Source organism: Thalassotalea sp. PS06, assembly GCF_007197775.1.
Classification (GTDB): domain Bacteria; phylum Pseudomonadota; class Gammaproteobacteria; order Enterobacterales; family Alteromonadaceae; genus Thalassotalea_A.
Genome location: NZ_CP041638.1, coordinates 2,809,114 through 2,825,788, shown reverse-complemented (window position 1 = coordinate 2,825,788; position 16,675 = coordinate 2,809,114). Strand labels below are relative to the sequence as shown.

Sequence of the window (16,675 nt, the reverse complement as noted above, 5' to 3'; positions counted from 1 at the left end):
GCTGATTTATCAGCGTACCGTTAACAGAGATTTATTCCGGGTAAAAGCGCTTTTCCTCGAAGGGCGTTTTCTGCCCGTACCCGAAGTCAAAATCCCATTTTGACGTACCCGAAACCGAAATTTATTTTCGGTGTACCCGAAGCTGATTTATCAGCGTACCAATTAATTCTTGTTTGGTATGATTTATCAGCCCCTTAAAAGAGTCTATTTTGATTGAAAAATTACAAAAAACATTCAGCTTCTTAAGTGTTTTGGCTTAAAAGTAAACATTATTTTCCATATTGTGTAATTTTATGTAATTTAGTTAAGAATAATTACTCTAAAAACTTTCCTGTAGGGTTAACAATCCGTATAATTCGCGCGTTTTTTCTAACCTTTACCAGAATCTATGACCGCATTAACCCGTGATGGTGAGATTGATAATTCTCCTGCACCGAAAAAAAATCACTCTCTTATCGAAGACTTTCTTGCCTATGCCTGTGGTGGCTTGTTAATTGCGATGGGCGTACTTTTGTTTGAAAAAGTCGGCATTATTACCGGCGGTGCAGCTGGTATGGCGTTAATTCTTTCGAAAGTGTCACCACTTAGCTTTGGTATGTCCTTTTTCGTAATTAACTTGCCGTTTTATGCCCTTGCGTGGATGAAAATGGGACCGAGATTTACCATTAATAGCTTCTTCTCCGTCGCCTTGGTATCTTTTCTTTCAGATTACTTACATTTGTTTGTTGAACTTACATCTATCGATCCATTGTTTGCGTCGATTATGGGTGGGTTTTTAATTGCAATGGGCGTACTCGCGTTTTTCCGCCATCGTTCAAGCGTTGGTGGTATCGGTATCATGGCGGTATTTTTGCAGGAACGTTACGGGATCCGTGCGGGTAAATTCCAAATGGGTGTGGATTTTTCTATTTTAGTGACCGCGTTTTTTATTATGCCCATTGACCTGATTTTACTATCGGTTGTCGGTGCGGTTGCGGTTAATCTGATGCTGACATTGAATCACAAGCCAGGGCGCTACCAGATAACTTAATCATTCCTGACAATAAAAAAGCCAGTAGCGATACGTTACTGGCTTTTTTGCGTATTTAGCATAGTGAGCATTAATCGTTATGCTTTTTTTCTTCTACCAAGCAGTAAGCTAACTAAACCCAGACCCATCAACACCAATGAGGTGCTCTCAGGTACTTCTTGAGGCGGTTCTTCACCATCAGGGCGTCTGCCATTGTAAAAGGTGATGTGAGATAGCTCTTTGTCAGCTGGTGTTGTCCATGAACCTGTAGATGTTACTAAGGCACGACTCATACAATCATAAGTATCGGCATCGTTGGCACAATAACTGTTGTAATCGTCCATGGTGACATTCCAGAACAGAATAAAACCACCACCGCTGTTACCTTTACCACCGGCTTTTGCGGACCAGAAGCGAACAGCAGGCGCTTGTGGATCAGTAGGATTGTAACTCCAGGTGCCTGTAACATTATCACTCACCCCATCAGAAAACTCCCAATCACTGGCGCTAACCACGCTGGTGTAGAATTTGTTAACATCCTCAAATCCTGATAGATCACCTTTGAACTTCGCGATTACCGGCGAGATAAACATTTGAGGTTGATCAGATGCAAAAATCTGACAGCTAGAAAAACCTCTTCCGGTATTGAAGTAGCCGGAGCAGTCATTTTCGCCTGCGACAAACAACTCTACAGTCTTGATAGGTGACGCTTTAGCTGGAGTTGCGAATAGAAGGGTGAAAGTAAATAGGGTTGCGACCAAATAAATCGCAGATTTTAAAGAAAAATTTTTCATTTTCTTTCCTTTCAGTTTTTGTTATTTAACGTTTTCGGTTACCCGAATTCCTTGCTTTGTACTCTAAGCATTAGTTTCAAAGCATAAATTGTGCCTGATGTAAAAAAGATATTAAAAACAAATGTTTAGAGGTTTTTATGCCCTCTTGGTCGACGTCGGTGTTAATAATGCTGACAGGGTAATTTCGACATCGGCTAATTATCCAAAGAGATTGGGTTTGAACTGGTCGCAGTTGTTAGTTATTTGCTATGATCCTCAGCAACATAGATAACAGGAGTCGTTAACAGATGTCTGAGTTAACTGAAAAACAAATAGCCGCAATTGATAGCATGAGTGATCAGGTGCGTTTTGACCATCTGCTGAAAAACATCAAGCAACAGCAAAGTGTTTGGACATTAGCCAATGATAGCGGCTGTTTATTAATTGATACCGGCGAAGAACAATGCCTATTGTTATTTTCCCACGAGCAGCTTGCAGCATATTGGGGGGCTCAGGAACATCAGGAGTTTCAGCCTCTGGAAATTCAATTGTCAGTATTTACCGAAAAATGGCTTCCTGGCATGGCAAATGATGGGTTTTATCTTGCCTGCCAACCAAACCTACAAGGAGAGGCCTTTGTTGAATCGCCTACAGAATTTGCGGCGAGCTTTATTTGACGGCGAAGGCTAGTTAACAGCGAATTCTTTAGCTAAAAAACGCCTTTTTAAATTTTGCCTTGGTAGAGCGCCAGTGGGTCATCGGAACCTTTGGCGCTATTTTGAGAATCGTAGTAAATTCATCTTCACAAATACGGGTTTGCGGGCCGTGTGCCATAAGAACGTCGACGTCCTTCATTGCTCTTAGGCGTTCTATAGATTCGCGGTAACGACGCGGATAAAATACCGGGAAGGGTGGGACTAATTTACCTTTGACCCGAACTAACAAGTCGGCGATGTAGATTTTGCCGACACTCTCATTATAAAGAGATAAGTCCCTGTCGGTATGCCCCTGAGTATTTAATACCTGCCAAGCTTCAAAACCTGGGATCCTATCACCATCATCTAACAATATGTCCGCCTTTAACTTTCGCGGATAGTACACCGATTTTCTCGGTTGTTGGCGACGTTTAGCCACCCATTGGGTCAACGCAAGATCGGTCCAGTGCATCAATATACCATCCCAGCCCTGATACCAATGGCCCGGCACGTTGGCGCTTACAATTTTACAATTAAACAGTCGTCGAAATTTGTGAGCACCACCGGCATGATCCGGGTGCATGTGGGTGACAACCACCAATTTAAGATCGGTTATCGGGCGCTTGAGTTTCTTGGTAACGAATTCTGCAACGGTTTCGACATCGGCTTTTGCACAACCGTCGAGTAAAAATAATCCGTGGTCGTATTCGATAAGAAAAATATTCTGGATGTAACCGTTAATCTGATGGATCTTCATTAAAATTAAGAAATGGGAAGTTATAACCACGTTTCCCGAATTTTGCCTTATTTAGCAGGTTTTTTATAGATCTTTTTCTAAGCGAGAATATTCTCAAAGGGTTGCGCTGGGAATTTATCTAAGTTTGGCTAGTCTTTTAGACATCTGGTTATGTTTCTCAAGGTTTGGCATGCAAACGATTCTGACTCCAAATGTAGATGATATTGCTATCAAACAACGCCTGTTTAGTTTTGCTAACTATGCAGATAATCGCGAATTTTCTCTTTTAGGAGAGATTTTTAGTGAGCAAGTGAGGTTGGATTACACCTCCACCTTTGGTGGCGAAGTACAAAACCTGTCGCGTCAGCAGTTAATTGACCAATGGGCTGAGTTCCTGCCTGGCTTTGAACTGACTTGGCATCATTTGAGCAAAGTGCGGGTAACCATTAACGAGGATAGGGCGAGTGCAGAAGCTGACATAATCGCTTCACATTTTCTGGGATCGCATTTCTGGCAACTTTGTGGTCGTTATCATTTTAAATTACATCGCAATTCTGCAAACCCGCATTGGCAAATATATGAACTTACCCTGCATTTTGATTCAGAGCAGGGTGATCGTCAGGCCATTATCGAGGCCCATAAATCGGGATTATAAAATCCTGTTGTTTTTGGTTGGAGTCAAAAATACCGGCACGGATTTAGAGGTCGGGGTAAAAGATTCATCACCATAACTGTCGATGGCTACGAGCGGATTGGTCTCAGGGTAATATGCTGCCAGATTTCCTTTAGGAATATCGTAAAAGCACAGGGTAAAGCCTTCGACAGTGCGAGTCTGGTTGTTCTCCCAGACAGAAGTGATATCAACCAATTGTTGGTCTTTAAGCGTTAAATGCTTTGCGTCTCTTTCATTAATAAACAAGACCTTGCGATTGTTACTAATGCCACGGTAGCGATCGTCATAGCCGTAAATCGTGGTGTTGTACTGATCGTGAGAACGAAGGCTTTGTAAGGTAAACAGTTGTTGCTTGGTTTCGCTCTGCAACGTCATCTGTTCCTGAATTAGATGCTGTGGTAAGGCTTCTGCACTGAATTCCGCCTTACCTGAAACCGTGTTCCAGTTACGTTCCCGAGCACTGTTGCCGAGGTAAAACCCGCCGGGTTGCTCTATTTTCGCGTTGAAATCTTTAAAGCCGGGTATGGTTTGCTCAATTAAATTTCGGATAAGGTCATAATTTTTTACCAATGCTGACCAATCGACAGTGGCATTACCCAACGTTTTCTCAGCAATGGCGCAAACAATGGCTGTTTCCGATTTTAACATTGAAGATGCGGGAGGAATTTTCCCCAGCGAGGCGTGAACCATGGAAAACGTGTCTTCCACGGTAATCGCCTGTTCGCCAGTTAATTGCTGATCGATTTCGGTTCTGCCAAGACAGGGTAAAATCAACGCCTGTTTTCCCGGGTGCACGTGTGAGCGATTCAGTTTGGTACTGATTTGTACGCTAAGTTCGGCTTTTTCCAGCGCTTGCAAGGTAAAAGCGGTATCTGGAGCCGCTGCAGCAATATTGCCGCCCAGGCATATTAAAATCTTACTTTCACCACGGTTAAGTGCTTTTAATGCTTTTACGGTATTGTTACCGGGCGTTTTGTTGAAATCGGTTTTAAAGTGTTGGTTTAAGCCATCGATAAAGGCGGCGGTCGGTTTTTCATTAATACCGACCGTACGATTTCCTTGTACGTTCGAATGCCCCCTAACCGGACACAGGCCAGCACCGGGTTTGCCAATATTTCCGGTTAGCAATTGCAGATTCGCCAGTTCGCGAATGGTCGCTACCGAATGCTTATGCTGAGTTAATCCCATGGCCCAGGTACAGATTACCCGTTTGCCGCTAAGCAAAATATTCGCCGCTTGTTCGATGTCCGCCTGCTCTAAGCCAGATTGCTGATAGATTTTTTCCCAGCTGGTTTCGTTAACTTGTGCGATATAATCATCAATATTATTGGTGTGTTGTGCAATAAAGTCTTGGTCAACAATACTCGGCTTATGCTGTTCCTGATTTGCTTGTTCTTGCTCTAAAATGTATTTCACCATGCCACGGATGGCAGCCATATCACCACCGAGTTTGGGGGTGAAATAGGCGTGGGAGATTTGCGTCGCTTTTGGTGTTAATAGCTCTATTGGGTCCTGCGGGCTGGCAAAACGTTCTAAAGCCACTTCTTTGAGATTATTAAAGCTGACGATTTTGCATCCCTTTCGCGCAGCGCTGCGCAGGGCATTCATCATTCTCGGGTGATTGGAACCGGGATTTTGGCCAAAAACAAAAATGACATCTGCCTGCTCAAAATCATCGAGGGTAACGGTACCTTTGCCGATACCAATACTTTTATTAAGAGCGATACCACTGGCTTCGTGGCACATGTTGGAGCAATCCGGGAAGTTGTTAGTGCCAAATAACCGCCCAAATAGTTGATACAGGTATGCGGCTTCGTTACTGGCTCGACCCGAGGTATATAGCTCCAGTTGTTTTGGGCTATCGAGGTTATTTAATGAATCGGCAATCAATGAGGTGGCATCATCCCAGCTAATGGGTTGGTATTTATCCGTTTTTGAATCATAAACCAGAGGTTCGGCCAGGCGCCCCTGATACTCCAGCCAAAAATCACTTTGTTTTTGCAGGTAGCTAACGCTGTGTTCGCTGAAAAAAGCTCGGTCGATGGTCTTAGCGGTGGATTCCCAGGCGATGGCTTTCGCACCATTTTCACAAAACTGGATTAAGCCTTGTTTTTTATCGCCCCAGGCACAGCCCGGACAATCAAAGCCTTTATCCTGATTGGCACGTTTAAGGTTGTATAAGTTGGCCCTTAACTGTTCACTTCTGAAAACATGTTTAACGGTCGACGCCAGCGATGGCAGGCCACCGGCTTTATTAGGTTTTTGATGTTTATCAGTATCGCTCATGACAGGAATGAACATATTAATTTAAGGTGTCCTTTATCCTATCATGATTCCGCTACTGATACCGTATTCACAACCAGTCTTCGCAACCAGTTGAAGGCTAGCAGATTATGAATATCGCGGATTATCATGAGTGACAGCGCCTTTAATCGCTACTGGGTTTTGTGAAGGTTTCGTTTTGGTTTCGTTATTAATTATTGATGTAGAGAGTTTAATTAATAGCAATATTGGTCAATGATTGTTTTTATTTGCTTGTTAATCAGTGGGTTTTACTTTTTATTGGCAAGCAAGATCAAAGCTTCGCTTTCATGCTAATTGAGAAGCAAGTTGATAAACGGTACTTTGTACTACTGATACATATTGCCGATTTGCGATATGATGCCCTAAATGAATACCTTTTAATGGCCGTTGGCAAATGCCCAAACTTTAAAATAACAACCAGGAACTGTAGTGAAAAATACCATTGTTATCCTTCTTTTATTTGCCTTTATTGTCGCGACAGCACCTTTTTATAGTGTCGCCAAAAAGCAGGGCGGACCGTTAAGCAATCCACCGAAACCAGGCGATCCGGTATGGGAAGCTGGGATGTTTGGTGCCTATTTCAGCAATGCTTTGTATCCCGCTTCTGCCGATTCCCAACACAAAATTTTGCCTGTGCCATTTTTTATTTATCGTGGGGAATATCTGCGTGTTGGCGATGATGCCATCGTGCGAGCAGTGGCGGTTGAGAAAGAGCGAATTAAGGTAGATTTATCTTTAGCAGGGGCGTTCAATTCAAGCTCTAGTGATAGTGCGGTACGTTCTGGAATGCCAGATCTCGACTTCCTGTTTGAAGTAGGGCCGGAAGTAAGTTTTCGCCTGGATGATCCTGGTGATTCTGACGACTCGGAAATGTGGTTAAACCTGCAATTGCGAAGCGTTTTTTCTACCGATTTTGGTGGCGTTGACCATATTGACCACCGCGGTTATGTATTTGAGCCGGAAATCTCCTGGGAATCGGAAGATTTCGGCTATCCGGATTTAACCTTATATCTAAGTGCTGCAACATTATTTGCCAGTGAGAAAACTCACGATTATTTTTATCAGGTTGCTCCTGAGTTCGTTACCGATGATCGGCCCGCTTATGATGCGAGTTCTGGATATCTGGGGAGCAAATTCGCGATGTCGATAAAGTACGAATACGACGATGATTTAACCTTTTTCGCCGGCGCCCGCCTTGGTATGTGGAGCGGCAGTGCGAGTGAAGATAGCCCGCTTTATCAAAAATCCCTGACCTATGGTTTAGGGCTTGGGGTGAAGTGGCGCTTATTAGTGAGTGAGCAAAAGGTTAAGTAACGTTGCCGGCAACGTTACTGTTAGAAGGTGACAGACTGACGTCGGTGGATAAAACCTGCTGTGCTTACGGTTTTTAGGTGACAGACTGACGTCGGTGGATAAAACCTGCTGCGCTTACGGTTTTTGGGTGACAGACTAGCGTCGGTGGATAAAACCTGCTGCGCTTACGGTTTTTGGGTGACAGCTAACGCGGTGGATAAAACCTGCGCCGCTTACGGTTTTTAGGTGACAGCTAACGGGGTGGATAAAACCTGCGCCGCTTACGGTTTTTAGGTGACAGCTAACGGGGTGGATAAAACCTGCTTCGCTTACGGTTTTTGGGTGACAGCGAAGCGCCACTTTCCAACGCCATCCCGGCGAAGGCCGGGATCTCGCTGTTTAGTAAGTCGGGATTTCCTGTCGTAGCAGGAAATGACGAGGCTTATTGTTGTCAGCTGACGAAGCGTTTTTTGCTTCGTCTGTCAGCGTGAAAAATATATTATTTTTCACTGTCACCGAAAATTGCTCCTCGATAACTGCTCCTGCGTTATTCTAACTACATACATCCATGTATTAGTGCATTTTCGGCATACCGTCCATCCATGGACATAACCATTTCGAAATATCCTATTTCGAATGTCACCGTTTGGTGGTTTGGCAAGAGAATTGATGTTTAAACAATTCTCTCAATTAATCTCCAAACATCGTCACCCTTGGGGAATGAAGATCCTGCCTATTCCCCAAAGATCGTCTTCATCAAACCAATCACCTGCGTCACGCTTTTGCCTTGCTCAACGCTACTAATGATAGAACTGCGGTTGTTAACCAGATATTCCGGCATACCTTCGGCTTCGATGGCTTTATCGACGATTTGTGCCGCTGACTCTTTACTACGTTTCATCGCCCTTGGGATTGATGCTGCTTTTTTCGGCTTATTTTTCATCCGCAGATAATTGGATTGCTCCGCCTGATCTTCTTTGGCAAACAAAAATAAATCGAGGAAAAGTGCACGGTATTTCACCAGTCGCTCTTCATTTTCTCCTTGTGCTAAAGGCTGAGAAAACCAAGGACTGACGCGAATACTGGCAATCAATTCGTGCCAGTAGGTATCAAACCCCTGATTGTTAAGCTTGCTGATAGCAAATGCCTGGGAATAGGAGTCCATTTTGCTATTGGTAAGCGCTACGAACTGATCTGGACGGCGCATTGCCAGCAATCTTGTCGCTGGAGCAAGCGGCGCTTTATCGCCCTCACCATGCTCGTTAAAGATTCTTTGATAAGCACTGACAAAGCCATTGTAGTCGGCGATCGTTATATCACCTTCTAATGGTATATGGGCCAGTGCCTGATCAAACAAGCTCGGATACTCAGCCAATAAACGATGGAAGGTTTTTGCCGCTTTCGTGCTGGCAAACCACTCAACATCAAAATCATATTGCTCAGGACTGTGAGCACTGGTGTGTTTGCCGGCATAAGCGAGACGATCGGCTTCGTTCATATCGGCAAGATTTTGGCTGTTTAACTGCTCGATATAGGCGAGCAGGCGTAAACGTTCTTCTAAGCTTTGAAGCTCGGAACTTTGCTCAATAAAACCTGCAAACATTGGCCATGGCGTCACCCGTGTCATTTTTAACTGACCGAAAGAAATGGCCTGTTGCAGGATTTCCTGAAGTTTCTTTAATGGCCTGAATTGATGCTCATCGAGTAAGTTTCGATTAACGCCGTGCTCGCAAAGTTGATTTAGCTCGATGCACCAGTCGAGAAAGTCCTGCGGACGATTTTCGACTTTGACTGCCATCAAATTCAGGCTGATTTCGGATATGTATTTTAACGCGTTTTGGTAAATCTGATTTTCAATACCTGAGAGGGGCATTTTTACCGGAGAAGAAAGCAACTGTCTCATGAAAATTAAGGGCTCCAACGTCGAGATATATTATACCAATTGCGTTTGGTGTAAGCGCTATTCAGAATGCCAGCCGAGACTTTTACCCGAGGCGTCGATATTTAGGAATGGTGATTCCATTTCAAATAGCGACAACGAAGGAGAAATGGCTCTCGGGCATTCCCGTAGGGCGAGTTTTAAAAAGCCGCATGCTGCGTTATTCGAAATTGAAATAGATGACTATTCCTGCTTTCGAAAGCCTTGCCTGAGCCGTTTTAAATCCTTGCTGAATGGGCAGACTCCAATCGTAATTGGTATCGTCTAGATATTAGTTCAGGACGCGGGATAATACCTGTAGAAATTTTCGGTGCAAGAAGAAAATGAAATAAGAAACGAGAAGGGAGAAAAAATGAACAGATTGAGTGCAAAGATTGCAGAGTACAGAGTTCAGATAAACGAAAAGCCTTTCTGCTCACTGAATTCTGTGCACTGCCATCTAAGTCAATTTCGTTAGAAATTGACTGGTAATTTCAACCATTCATCATCTTTGTTAATGCGTACCGCTTTGGTTTTGCCATTACGCTCAACATTAACCTGATTGATTTGCGCCGGCCAGACTTCCTGTAGAGCCTGCATCTGGATATATAACGCCTGTAAATCTTCAGGCTGAGGAATTTCCTGATAAACCCAGAAGAACTTTCCTTCCACTTCATAGCCAACACTGCCAAGCTCAAGCAATTGCTTGTCCTGATTTAACAACCGAAATTTTGATTGAATGTAATCGGCAAATTTCTGTTGGGTGCTAGTATCGGAAATGATATCGGCTTTACCCTTGAACAGGTGCGCCAGAGCATGTTCCGTATCATGGATATAAAAGCGATGGGAAACTTCCAGATTACCACTACGGTCATTAAATAATACCGTGGTGTAGGCTTCCTTTTGCTGATGGGCAAGGGCATTTGAGCCCGCGGTTAAAACGGCAAATACCACCAAGAAACGCCCGAAGGCGCTCCTTAGTTTTAGCCAGTTCAAAGTGTTCATCATTACTTCTTGTACGGCTTTTCTTTAACGTCTTTTAACTCAGTTTTTGAGTCGTGCATGATGTCACGGGTAACACCTTTAGGCGTCGATTTCTTCTTAAAGGCTTCGACACGTGAATCGATGATCTTACGTGGGTAGTGGTTGTTGTGATTGTTCACATCGGCCGTTTCCCAGTTCGGATCGACGGTGATTGACTCGATTTCTTTACCTTTCTCGGTAACGATAAGTTTCGCTACTTTCTTTGGAGAACGACGCCAGATTTCCGCAGGGATATGCATCATTTCCTTGCTGCCATCAACATAGGTCATTTCTAATAGAATCGGCATTACCAAACCACCTAAGTTTGAGAAGCGAATCACGTAGTAATTCTTGTCTTCTTTAACGGCGCGCTCTAATGCTTTGCGTTCCCAAGGCTTAAGTTCGGCCATAAACTTGTTATAGGCATTACGCTCTTTGTTGGTCACGGTATAGATATCATTTTCGTCGTAGTAATCGCTGATATCCGGGTTTAATTCAACCCAAAGCTTTTTGCCTTCGGCTTTGTTACGCTCAACAAAGTATGAGCTTGGCTTTTCTGCTTCTTCCTGGCGACGACGGTCAAAGTCGATGTCCGGGTTTTTGGTATCTAAACGCAGTTTGTAAACACTGTCGACAGCGATATCAACGTGATCTGTGGTGTAGAACCAACCGTGCCAGAACCAGTCTAAGTCCATACCTGAAGCTTCTTCCATGGTACGGAAGAAATCAGATGGCGTAGGACGTTTGTTTTTCCAGCGAACCGCGTACTCTTTTAGGGCGAAATCAAACAGTTCGCGACCCATAATGACTTCGCGAAGAATGTTTAATGCAGCAGCAGGCTTAGTGTAAGCATTTGGACCTAAACGCAATACGCTATCAGACTGAGTCATTACCGGAACCTGAACGTCGGACTTCATGTAACCGACGATATCACGAGGCTCAACACCCCAAGGAATATCTGGATCCCATTCACGGCCAGCAACACCATCAAGGAAACTGTTCAGGCCTTCATCCATCCAGGTCCACTGACGCTCGTCAGAATTTACAATCATTGGGAAGTAGTTATGACCCACTTCATGGATAACGACGCCGATAAGGAAACGCTTTTCTGCCAGGGTGTAGGTACGAGAACCATCTTCCTGCCACTTAGTCCGTGGGCCATTGAAGGTGATCATTGGATATTCCATACCGCCAACAGGACCGTTTACAGAAATCGATGTAGGGTACGGGTAATCAAACGTGTAACGAGAGTAAACTTCCATGGCGTGGATCACCGATTCCGTAGAGTACTTCTTCCATAAATCGCCACCTTCTTTCGGGAAGTAAGACATCGCCATAACATGTGGCATTACGTCGCCACCTTGCTCATAACCTTTTGCGTCCCACATGAACTTACGGGAAGAGGCCCAGGCAAAGTCACGCACGTTTTTGGCTTTAAAGTGCCAGGTTTTGCTTTTATTGGTGCCTTCTTTCTCGTTTTCTAACGCTTCTTCAGCGGTAACAACAAATACTGGACGTTTTGCCGTTTTCGCTTGCTCTAAGCGTTGGCGCTGAGTCTTGGTTAATACTTTTTTCGGATTCTGTAATACCCCGGTAGAAGCCACGATATGGTCCGCAGGTACCGTCATTTTTACGTCATAGTTACCGAATTCAAGGGTAAATTCACCACGACCTAAAAACTCTTTGTTGTGCCAGGCTTCATAATCAGAAAACGCTGACATACGTGGGAACCATTGGGCCAGAAGGAAGATGTCGTTACCGCCTTCGCGGGCATCATCCGGGAAGTGTTCATAACCAGCACGGGCAGAAACGGCGTTTTCTTCAAGAATATTGAAAGCAAAGTTTAAGCTAAACTCGTACTTTTCACCGCTTTTAAGTGGCTTAGGTAAATCAATGCGCGCCTGAGCACCGGTGATGGTGATCTTTAATGGCTTGCCATCTTCGTCAGTAACGTTAGTGATATCGTAACCAATTTCATTGTCGTCATAATATTGCTGACGACGCAGCTCGCCCAAGCTAATTTGTGCTGGATTACCGTCTTTTGCCAAGGAAGTGCTTGGACCGCGGCGGCCTAAGCCACCAAATTCAACGGTACGCTCGGCAACTGAATCTGGCTTGAATCGGTTTTGCTCAAGTTGCAGCCATAAATACTTTAATTTGTAAGGAGAGTTATTGTGATAAACAATCGTTTGCTTTGCCGTTAAACGACGCTGGTTTTCATCAAGCTGGACGTTAATTTTGTAGTCCACTTGTTGTTGCCAATATTCTTTACCCGGTTCACCGGCGGCATTTCGATAATCATTAGGAGTCGGAAGAATTTCTTCTAACTGGCGAAACTTATCTTCAAAATCACCTTTAGTTTGCTTAACTGCTGATGCCTGTACCGAAGTCGATAGCATCAAAGCAAGCCAACTGGCTGATATTAAAGCTTTAATATTCATGAGCCTTCCAGAATGTATAGTTAGATTAATGGGTGCTTCACCTGGCGGCGAAATACTCTTTGATTTTGTTATAAGAATGGGAGCGTGACAGCTGTCCCATTTATGGCAGGCTATGTTAGCGGATTCACACCATGAGAACAATCAATCACGAAAAATTACAACGGGAAAACATGTGACTTTATCGCAATTGGATTTTGGTGGTTATTGCTCCAAATTTTTTGATACCAAAACCCGATATCCCCAAGCTTCCAGCTCAACTTTTTTAAAGTCCGTATCTTTGCTTGAAGATGAACTGGTATAACACTCTAGTTCGGCGAACTGGATGGCGCGATGATCTAGCTCGATAATGCGTTTTTCTTCACTTAGATTAGCAATAAACACCAGGCAATGATTGTGGTTTTGGTGTTGGCTCTGGCGAGAAAACGCAATGATATGGTTTCGTTGATCATGAGGGATTTCCTGCATCAAACTCCCGGCACAACCATTTTGCAGGGCAGGGTGGTTGGATTTTAGCGTTAGCATTCGCTGTAACCAGACATGCCTTGGATGCGTCACGATTTGCTCTGGCCATTGAATCGGGTCCCGTTCAAAAAACGCCAGCGATTGCTCCGTTGCGACTTCTTGCCCAGAGTAAATCAGTGGCATGCCGTCCATAACCATGGTTAGCGCCATTAATGCTTCTTCGGCGATGCCAAATCGTTGTTGGACGCTACCGTCCCAGGCGTTTTTGTCATGATTGTCGAGAAAATTCATCCGTATCGCATTAATCGGAAAGGCATTGTTATGTTTTGCGATATAACCACACAGGTTTTCAGCATTGCGTTTACCATTGGCTATGTCCTCAAGCAAATCATTGAGTGCCCAGGCATAAGACATATTAAAAGCACGTTTGTGAAGATCCCGCTCTTCCCATTCGGCTAACCAGAACAATTGTTGGTCAGGATCTAGGCTAGCCCTTGCCTGCTCCCAGAACTCAATAGGCACAAAACCTGCGACATCGCAGCGAAAACCATCAATATGAAACTCATCCAGATAATATTGCATTGCGTTCAGCATGTAATCACGCAATCCCTGTTGCTGGAAATCAAACTCAATAATGTCATCCCAGTCAAACCAGGTGGTAGAACGAAACTGTCCCTGGGGATTTTTCTTATACCAATGGGGGTGTGAGCGAGCGAGCGGGTTATCCCAGGCACTGTGATTGGCAACCCAGTCGATAATCACATACATGCCAAGGCGATGAATCTCATTAATCAGAGCGCGAAAATCTTCCTCGCTGCCAAGCTCATTATTAATTGCGCGGTGATCGCTAATGGCATAAGGGCTGCCTAAACTCCCTTTGCGATGTTGTATGCCGATAGGATGAATTGGCATTAACCAGAGTATCGTTACCCCGAGTGCTTTTAGTCTTGGCAGATGCCTGGCAAAGGCGCGAAAAGACCCTTCTGGGGTGTATTGGCGAATATTTACCTCATAAATGCTGGCATTCAAACTCCAGCTTGGGTGCTCTATTTGGCTGTATGGCGGAAGTGGTACATGGTTAAAAGGTGCGGCCTTCATTACTGCCTCATTATGAGATTAAAAAGAAGATTTGCTGTTTCTAACTTTGGTTAGCATTGGCGATTTTTACAAGTTTCCTGCAAAACCACGTTGATGATTCATTTACCTATTGAAAGCCAGTGCTAAAAGCCTGACAAGTGAATAATATTCAATTCGCGTTGTTACTTGTCTGACACTATTGAAACCGCAAGAAAAACAATGATTTTCTGCTATAACTTAAGTTTATCTATCGCCAATAATGGCAACCTTGCGAACCTGGGAGGAGCAATGACAGGTAATATTTCAACGAAGATTTGTGGATTGGTAATAGTGGCCCTGAGCAGTCCGTTAGTGTTTGCCAATGAAGCCCCTAATGCCCAGGAACGGCAGGAAATCGAAATGCTGTTGGCAGAAGCCGCCGGTAAGATGATTTATCTGACTAAACAGTGCGACAAACCGGTTGATAAAGATAAATTTAAAGAGTTATCCAAACTCAAAGCATTCTCAGAAGGCTATGAAAGTATTGAGGGGATAAGCTGGGAAAACGTTCGCGATGAAGCGAACCAAAATTATGGTGAGCTAAAAGCGAAAGGCCCGAATGGTGAGTTTTGCGAGCAGTATGAAAAAGATATCAAGAATGCTTACCCATTTTTAAAACCATTGTAATAAATAGGGGACGCCAAAACAGAATTTTGGCTTCGGGTACACCGAAAACAAGTTTTCGGTTTCGAGTACGTAAAAATGAAATTTTTACTCAGAGTACGGGCGGGTAGTGCCCTTTGAGTAAAAGCCGCTCTAACCCGCAGTGAAACACGTTTTTCGTTTCACGTACCCGAAACAATGAAGGAGCGCCAAAGCATAACTTTGGCTTCGGGTACGTAAAAATGAGATTTTTACTCCGGGTACGGGCGGATATCGCCCTTCGAGTAAAAACCGCTCTAACCCGCAGTGAAACATGTTTTTCGTTTCACGTACCCGAAGCGACGCTGTCTGTCGCGTACCCAAAACAATGAAGGAGCGCCAAAGCATAACTTTGGCTTCGGGTACGTAAAAATGAGATTTTTACTCAGGGTACGGGCGGATAACGCCCTTCGAGTAAAAACCGTTCTAACCCGCAGTGAAACATGTTTTTCGTTTCACGTACCCGAAACAATGAAGGAGCGCCAAAGCATAACTTTGGCTTCGGGTACGTAAAAATGAGATTTTTACTCAGGGTACGGGCGGACAACGCCCTTCGAGTAAAAAGCCGCTTTAACCCGCAGTGAAACATGTTTTTCGTTTCACGTACCCGAAGCGACGCTGTCTGTCGCGTACCAGCAGGAATATTCATATTCCGTACCCGAAGCGACGTTGTTTGTCGCGTACCCGAAACAATCTCTGATTGCGTATTTACTTTTCCGCGTATTTGCCACATCTTAGTAACAACTATCATCAATAACCGTCATTACCCGTGTATCCCATTGTCACTGAGCGATTAATAATACGTCCCATCACCGAAAATGAAGCCGAATTCATTTTACAATTGTTAAATGACCCTGGCTTTTTAAAATACATCGGGGATAAAAACGTTCGCACTCTGGAGCAGGCAAGAGAGTATATTCGTACGGGGCCGATGCAAAGCTTACTTGATAATGGTTTTGCATTGCATCTAGTGTCGTTAAAAAATGAAGACGGAATAAAAGAGCGCCCTATAGGGGTTTGTGGGCTGCTACAGAGAGATTTTCTCGATGCCCCGGACTTAGGCTTTGCCTTTCTGGAAAATGATACTGGCAATGGATATGGATTTGAGGCGGCCTCAGCAATACTTGAGATTGAATGTCATTATCTGGACGTACAGCATGTGCTGGCATTTACATCAATAGACAACCAGGCCTCACAGCGTCTTCTTAGCAATTTGGGTTTTGTATTTGAGCGCAACATGCCATATCCCGGCGGCGAGGAAGTTGCGCTTTTTAAGACTAACCTTGACTAACTTTTTGTTGAGTCGTTTGAATCTTGTTTTGAATTCACGAGTTCATTGTCGTCTTCCGATTCTGATTTTCTAAAAAAGCCAGTAAATCGGTGCCACCACATTTTCATGGTCGCCAGGCCAAGCGCTATGGATGCGATAATTCCCTGAATAATAATACTACCTGTCCCAGGGTCGAGATAAGCATACGATGGAAAGGATAATAGAATCAGGCTGATACTGGATGTGATAATGGAAAGTTTCATGTCTACTACTCATCAATGACAACGCTAAAACTATAGAAGTAATTTGAAAATCTGCAA

At 44.1% G+C, this 16,675-nt stretch carries 14 protein-coding genes; 6 read left to right on the top strand and 8 right to left on the bottom strand.

Translation table 11 applies throughout. The features are described 5' to 3' along the window. Positions 1-388: 388 nt before the first annotated feature. A complete protein-coding gene (locus FNC98_RS12510) occupies positions 389-1,030 on the top strand; it encodes a YitT family protein (protein ID WP_143581553.1) in 642 nt (213 codons plus the stop codon). A 77-nt stretch (positions 1,031-1,107) separates the two neighbouring features. Here FNC98_RS12510 and FNC98_RS12505 read toward each other — a convergent pair whose 3' ends face one another. Then, positions 1,108-1,803 (bottom strand): PEP-CTERM sorting domain-containing protein, encoded by a 696-nt coding sequence (locus FNC98_RS12505; protein ID WP_143581552.1) that lies wholly within the window; start codon positions 1,801-1,803, stop codon positions 1,108-1,110. Positions 1,804-2,090: 287 nt separating this feature from the next. On the opposite strand from FNC98_RS12505, the gene FNC98_RS12500 reads away from it, so the two are divergent. Beyond that, positions 2,091-2,459, top strand: a complete 369-nt coding sequence (locus tag FNC98_RS12500) for a DUF2750 domain-containing protein (RefSeq protein WP_143581551.1) — start codon at positions 2,091-2,093, stop codon at positions 2,457-2,459. A 28-nt stretch (positions 2,460-2,487) separates the two neighbouring features. On the opposite strand, the gene FNC98_RS12495 is transcribed toward FNC98_RS12500, so the two are convergent. Then, positions 2,488-3,264, bottom strand: a complete 777-nt coding sequence (locus FNC98_RS12495) for an MBL fold metallo-hydrolase (protein ID WP_313904105.1) — start codon at positions 3,262-3,264, stop codon at positions 2,488-2,490. Positions 3,265-3,403: 139 nt separating this feature from the next. Between FNC98_RS12495 and FNC98_RS12490 the strand changes: the two genes are divergently transcribed. Next, on the top strand, positions 3,404-3,868 hold the full coding sequence (locus FNC98_RS12490; protein WP_143581550.1) for a nuclear transport factor 2 family protein: 465 nt from the start codon (positions 3,404-3,406) through the stop codon (positions 3,866-3,868). On the opposite strand, the gene FNC98_RS12485 is transcribed toward FNC98_RS12490, so the two are convergent. After that, positions 3,863-6,187, bottom strand: a complete 2,325-nt coding sequence (locus FNC98_RS12485) for an FdhF/YdeP family oxidoreductase (RefSeq protein ID WP_409574557.1) — start codon at positions 6,185-6,187, stop codon at positions 3,863-3,865. The two genes, FNC98_RS12490 and FNC98_RS12485, sit on opposite strands and share 6 nt — an antisense overlap. 432 nt (positions 6,188-6,619) lie before the next feature. On the opposite strand from FNC98_RS12485, the gene FNC98_RS12480 reads away from it, so the two are divergent. Continuing rightward, positions 6,620-7,504 carry a MipA/OmpV family protein gene (locus FNC98_RS12480; RefSeq protein WP_143581549.1) on the top strand — a complete coding sequence of 295 codons (885 nt, stop codon included), beginning with the start codon at positions 6,620-6,622 and terminating at the stop codon, positions 7,502-7,504. Positions 7,505-8,216: 712 nt separating this feature from the next. Here FNC98_RS12480 and FNC98_RS12475 read toward each other — a convergent pair. The 4 genes from FNC98_RS12475 to FNC98_RS12460 all read right to left on the bottom strand — a co-directional run bounded on the left by FNC98_RS12475 (position 8,217) and on the right by FNC98_RS12460 (position 14,425). Next, a complete protein-coding gene (locus FNC98_RS12475; protein ID WP_143581548.1) occupies positions 8,217-9,386 on the bottom strand; it encodes a hypothetical protein in 1,170 nt (389 codons plus the stop codon). A gap of 489 nt (positions 9,387-9,875) precedes the next feature. After that, positions 9,876-10,406 carry a DUF6702 family protein gene (locus tag FNC98_RS12470; RefSeq protein WP_260680355.1) on the bottom strand — a complete coding sequence of 177 codons (531 nt, stop codon included), beginning with the start codon at positions 10,404-10,406 and terminating at the stop codon, positions 9,876-9,878. A gap of 2 nt (positions 10,407-10,408) precedes the next feature. Continuing rightward, positions 10,409-12,865: a M1 family metallopeptidase gene (locus tag FNC98_RS12465; protein ID WP_143581547.1), complete on the bottom strand. Its 2,457-nt coding sequence runs from the start codon at positions 12,863-12,865 to the stop codon at positions 10,409-10,411. Between the two features lie 201 nt (positions 12,866-13,066). Beyond that, positions 13,067-14,425: an alpha-amylase family glycosyl hydrolase gene (locus tag FNC98_RS12460; protein WP_143581546.1), complete on the bottom strand. Its 1,359-nt coding sequence runs from the start codon at positions 14,423-14,425 to the stop codon at positions 13,067-13,069. 198 nt (positions 14,426-14,623) lie between these two features. On the opposite strand from FNC98_RS12460, the gene FNC98_RS12455 reads away from it, so the two are divergent. Next, on the top strand, positions 14,624-15,070 hold the full coding sequence (locus FNC98_RS12455; protein ID WP_260680354.1) for a hypothetical protein: 447 nt from the start codon (positions 14,624-14,626) through the stop codon (positions 15,068-15,070). Between the two features lie 784 nt (positions 15,071-15,854). After that, on the top strand, positions 15,855-16,376 hold the full coding sequence (locus FNC98_RS12450; protein WP_143581544.1) for a GNAT family N-acetyltransferase: 522 nt from the start codon (positions 15,855-15,857) through the stop codon (positions 16,374-16,376). On the opposite strand, the gene FNC98_RS12445 is transcribed toward FNC98_RS12450, so the two are convergent. Beyond that, positions 16,373-16,618 (bottom strand): hypothetical protein, encoded by a 246-nt coding sequence (locus FNC98_RS12445; protein WP_143581543.1) that lies wholly within the window; start codon positions 16,616-16,618, stop codon positions 16,373-16,375. The genes FNC98_RS12450 and FNC98_RS12445 overlap by 4 nt on opposite strands. Between the last annotated feature and the right edge of the window lie 57 nt (positions 16,619-16,675).

Coding starts and splice junctions, on each gene's coding strand:
- FNC98_RS12490 (WP_143581550.1), top strand. CDS start 3,404: ATGCAAACGATTCTGACTCCAAATGTAGATGATATTGCTATCAAACAA.
- FNC98_RS12505 (WP_143581552.1), bottom strand. CDS start 1,803: ATGAAAAATTTTTCTTTAAAATCTGCGATTTATTTGGTCGCAACCCTA.
- FNC98_RS12470 (WP_260680355.1), bottom strand. CDS start 10,406: ATGAACACTTTGAACTGGCTAAAACTAAGGAGCGCCTTCGGGCGTTTC.
- FNC98_RS12500 (WP_143581551.1), top strand. CDS start 2,091: ATGTCTGAGTTAACTGAAAAACAAATAGCCGCAATTGATAGCATGAGT.
- FNC98_RS12445 (WP_143581543.1), bottom strand. CDS start 16,618: ATGAAACTTTCCATTATCACATCCAGTATCAGCCTGATTCTATTATCC.
- FNC98_RS12510 (WP_143581553.1), top strand. CDS start 389: ATGACCGCATTAACCCGTGATGGTGAGATTGATAATTCTCCTGCACCG.
- FNC98_RS12465 (WP_143581547.1), bottom strand. CDS start 12,865: ATGAATATTAAAGCTTTAATATCAGCCAGTTGGCTTGCTTTGATGCTA.
- FNC98_RS12455 (WP_260680354.1), top strand. CDS start 14,624: ATGATTTTCTGCTATAACTTAAGTTTATCTATCGCCAATAATGGCAAC.
- FNC98_RS12460 (WP_143581546.1), bottom strand. CDS start 14,425: ATGAAGGCCGCACCTTTTAACCATGTACCACTTCCGCCATACAGCCAA.
- FNC98_RS12475 (WP_143581548.1), bottom strand. CDS start 9,386: ATGAGACAGTTGCTTTCTTCTCCGGTAAAAATGCCCCTCTCAGGTATT.
- FNC98_RS12485 (WP_409574557.1), bottom strand. CDS start 6,187: ATGTTCATTCCTGTCATGAGCGATACTGATAAACATCAAAAACCTAAT.